The organism is Cryobacterium sp. Y11, from assembly GCF_002929535.1.
Lineage (GTDB): Bacteria > Actinomycetota > Actinomycetes > Actinomycetales > Microbacteriaceae > Cryobacterium.
Genome location: NZ_PJJO01000025.1, coordinates 1 through 3,367, shown reverse-complemented (window position 1 = coordinate 3,367; position 3,367 = coordinate 1). Strand labels below are relative to the sequence as shown.

Annotated in this window: 2 protein-coding genes; both read right to left on the bottom strand. The window is 64.5% G+C overall.

Annotated features, from left to right (window positions below; translation table 11 throughout):
• Positions 1-136 precede the first annotated feature (136 nt).
• A complete protein-coding gene (locus CXY75_RS00295; protein ID WP_104080907.1) occupies positions 137-949 on the bottom strand; it encodes an ExeA family protein in 813 nt (270 codons plus the stop codon).
• A complete protein-coding gene (locus CXY75_RS00290; protein ID WP_104080906.1) occupies positions 946-2,475 on the bottom strand; it encodes a DDE-type integrase/transposase/recombinase in 1,530 nt (509 codons plus the stop codon). Before CXY75_RS00290 ends, CXY75_RS00295 begins: the two co-directional genes overlap by 4 nt.
• Between the last annotated feature and the right edge of the window lie 892 nt (positions 2,476-3,367).

Genomic DNA, 3,367 nt, shown 5'->3' with positions numbered 1-3,367 from the left:
TGTTGTCCGTCGCGTTATTTGACGATGGCGGCGTCATCGTCGGTGACGATGCCTGGATCTGAAAAAGCCCCGCCGGCGAATCCGGCGGGGCTTTCATCGTCTGGGTGACGTGGTGGTCGTCACTCGTGACGTGGGTTTACTCGCTGTTTTCGGTGATCGCTGATTGCGCCGCGGCCAGGTCGACGATCGCTTTGTCGGCGGCGTAGGTCGCGATCAAAGCGGCGACGGCGAGGTTGTTCACCGCCCGCGGATAGCCGCGCGAGGCGAGGTGGATGGCGTGGATCGCGTCGTCGGAGAAGAGCGGGTCGGACCGGCCAGCGAACTTGAGGTGTTGCCTGACATAGTCGGTCGTGTCCCCGGCGCTCATCCCGGTGATTGTGTAGCGGGTGGAGATGCGTTGATCCAACGCCGAGAGAACCGCAAGCTTGAGCCGGCGCCGCAACGTCTGCTGGCCGATGAGAAGCATCGCGAAGTGCGAACCCGTATCCATCTCGCTGTTGGTGAGCATGCGGAGCGCTTCCAAATCGGTGTTGGTCAGCAAATGGGCTTCATCAATGACGACGACGGGTAGTCGGGCGCGTTCGTCGAGTTCCCCCGCGAGCAGCGTCGCGGTTTGCGAGGCGAGCACTCCGGAGAAAAACGCGGGAGTCCCGCCGAGCGCGGTGACGATGCGGGTATGGATTCCTCGCATTGTGATCGTCGGATCGGGGATGTAGATGACCTGGTGCCGGGACGGTTCCAGCCCGGCGAGAGCAGCACGAACGGCGACGGTTTTCCCCGCGCCGACTTCCCCACTGATCACGCCCAGCTGACGCTGACTGATGCACCAATCAATACGAGCCATCGCTTCCCGATGCGACGGATGCGGGTGCAGGGCTTGCGGCGGAATATCGCGGGCGAAGGGCATGCGGGTGAAACCGTAATGCGATTGCAGGGTGTCAATACTCATCGGATGCCCTCCGACACGGTCGGCACAAAGACGACCACGGGACGTTTTGAGGTGGACGCTTTATCGAAGCTGATCGGCGCACCGGCCATCGTGCCTTTGTGCCGGGCCTCGACCAGGCGCAGGTAGTCAATGCCAGACGCGGCGTTCTTCGCGCCAGTTTCGGCCTCATCAGCAGCTGCGGTAGCGGCCTTCTTATGCACGTGCCGGCGGATTTCGACTAGCACCGCGATGCCGGCCGGAACGCCGTTGCCAGCCGAGACGGTGATCAGCCCGGCCAAGTCGAAGGGGTCATAAACCAGCTCCACCTTCTTGCCGACGAGGAGCTGATCAACTTGGTAGATGTTCGACTCCAACGACACCGTCGCGGACTTCGTCACCCGGCGGATCGCCGACCAACGGAATGCTTCCGCGATCTCCTCCCGCGATTTCCGCACCGGCCGGCGGGTCGCCCAACTCGCCTCCCAACGCGCCAGTGGGCTCTGCCCTGTCGTGGAGTGCACGGCCTGGTGATAGACCATCTCGACCCAGGAGCTGAACAGCGCATTCAACTCATCCAATGACGTCACCATGCTGCCCACCCCCGCATCAACCACACCGGTCGCAGTGTCGACGGTGGTGATTTCGGTGAGGAACTGGGAGTTGACGGTGTTGAAGAACCGTTCAATCTTCCCGCGGCCCTGTGGCCGATACGGCTTGGAATGCGTCAACCTGATTCCGAGACGCGCGCAGGTGCGAGAGAGCGACGCGTCAACAAATGCGCTTCCGTTGTCGACATAGATTGTGCCGGGAAGGCCACGCGCTTCCAGCGCTGGGCGGAGGGCTGCGGTGAGGCGGACGGAGTCTTCGGCGTAGGCCCACCGGGCCGCCGTCACGAGGCGAGTGTGGTCATCGAGAAACGCGAACAGATACGTTTTCCGCCCATTGACCCGCGGTCCGTGCAGCCCGTCACCCACCCACATTTCGTTGGGATAATCCGCCTCGAACCGGCCGAACACGTCCCGCACTCCGGTGGGAAGTTCCAGCGTGCGGAAGTGCCGCAGCAGCGTCGACTCGCTGGGGGCGTCGCCGAGGGTGTCGATCATGATGCGGCGCACCTGCGCTGACGTGCGGGCGGGACGCTCGCGTTTCAGCGTCGCCGCCAACGACAAGATCTGCGCCGGCGTGACGGCGCCCTGCACGCGGCCGCGGGGCTTCAACGCGTCGAATCCACCGCGCCGCCACGCCCGAATCCACCGATCGATGGTGTCTTTGGAGACCGTCACCGTGCCGCCAAACGGCCCCGGATGCACCATCGCCGCGAGGTCCCACACCATCGGACCGCGCTGACGCGTCGTGATGGCAGCATCAGCCGCGGCGCGGATGAGTTGGTAACGAAACAAGGCGATCTTCTCCATTCGATCCCGGCGCACTGCCGATTCCGACGGCGATCCAGCCGGCACGAGAAGCGACACGGCAGGGCTCACCGGGGAAACCCGGGACGCCACCGGTGGCACGATCGGCGGGAGGGTCGGCGGGGTTGCGGGCATTAGGGGTCCTCTCAAACAGTGAACACGCCCGTCACAGGGATATGGCAGGCACTCCTGCCACCATTCCCGCCGACCACGGCCTGACGTAAGGGCCTGTTGGTGTTGGGACCCGCAGCCCACCAACTCGAGCAAAACAAGCGACCATGCGTTGTGGCGATGCCGGCCTGGATCCACGTCACCATGACGGTCGCGGCAAACCGACGAGCCAGCCCCTCGGCATATGCCATCAACACCGACAACGCCTCCCCACCAGCGGTGCCGGCCGGTTGGGGCCAGAGCACGACAGCGTCGGGCGCGTCCCGCACCAACAGCCTCGTGAACTCAACGCCGATGAGAGAAGCTGAAGCTCCGAACGCGCGCAACCAGCCACGAACCGTCGAAGCCGGCCTGCCACAACCTGCAGCGATCCTCCGGTGGCCCCAACCCAACGCGATCTTCGTCTCGATCGCCGCCGCAATGACCGCGGCCGTATCCGCCCGACGTGCGGCCAACCGCACCTCGAGGAGCACATGCGTGCCCTGGCATGCCGAACACCGCGACCGGCGTGGCCGACACACCCGAACCACCCAATCCGTGCCGAGACCAACACGGATCACACGCACCCTCGCCCACCCCCACGGGCGCAAACGACCACCGCAATCGGGACACGCCACGCGCCCGACCCGCAGGTCCAACTCGACAACGACAGAATCATGACTTACCGTGAGCATCAGCGCGGCCTTACGCGTTAGAACGGCCCGGCGTGATCCTTCAAGATTGCACGCCGGGCCATTTGTCTATCCGGACGTCGTCAGCTTGACGCCGCCGACGACCAGACACCAAATCCGACCGCGCTAAAACCCATCGTCACCGGGGAAGACGCCCACATCGTCACCCCGCGAGACGTTCAACA

Excerpts from the sequence above, each read along its gene's own strand:
- CXY75_RS00290 (WP_104080906.1), bottom strand. The coding sequence starts at position 2,475 with ATGCCCGCAACCCCGCCGACCCTCCCGCCGATCGTGCCACCGGTGGCG.
- CXY75_RS00295 (WP_104080907.1), bottom strand. The coding sequence starts at position 949 with ATGAGTATTGACACCCTGCAATCGCATTACGGTTTCACCCGCATGCCC.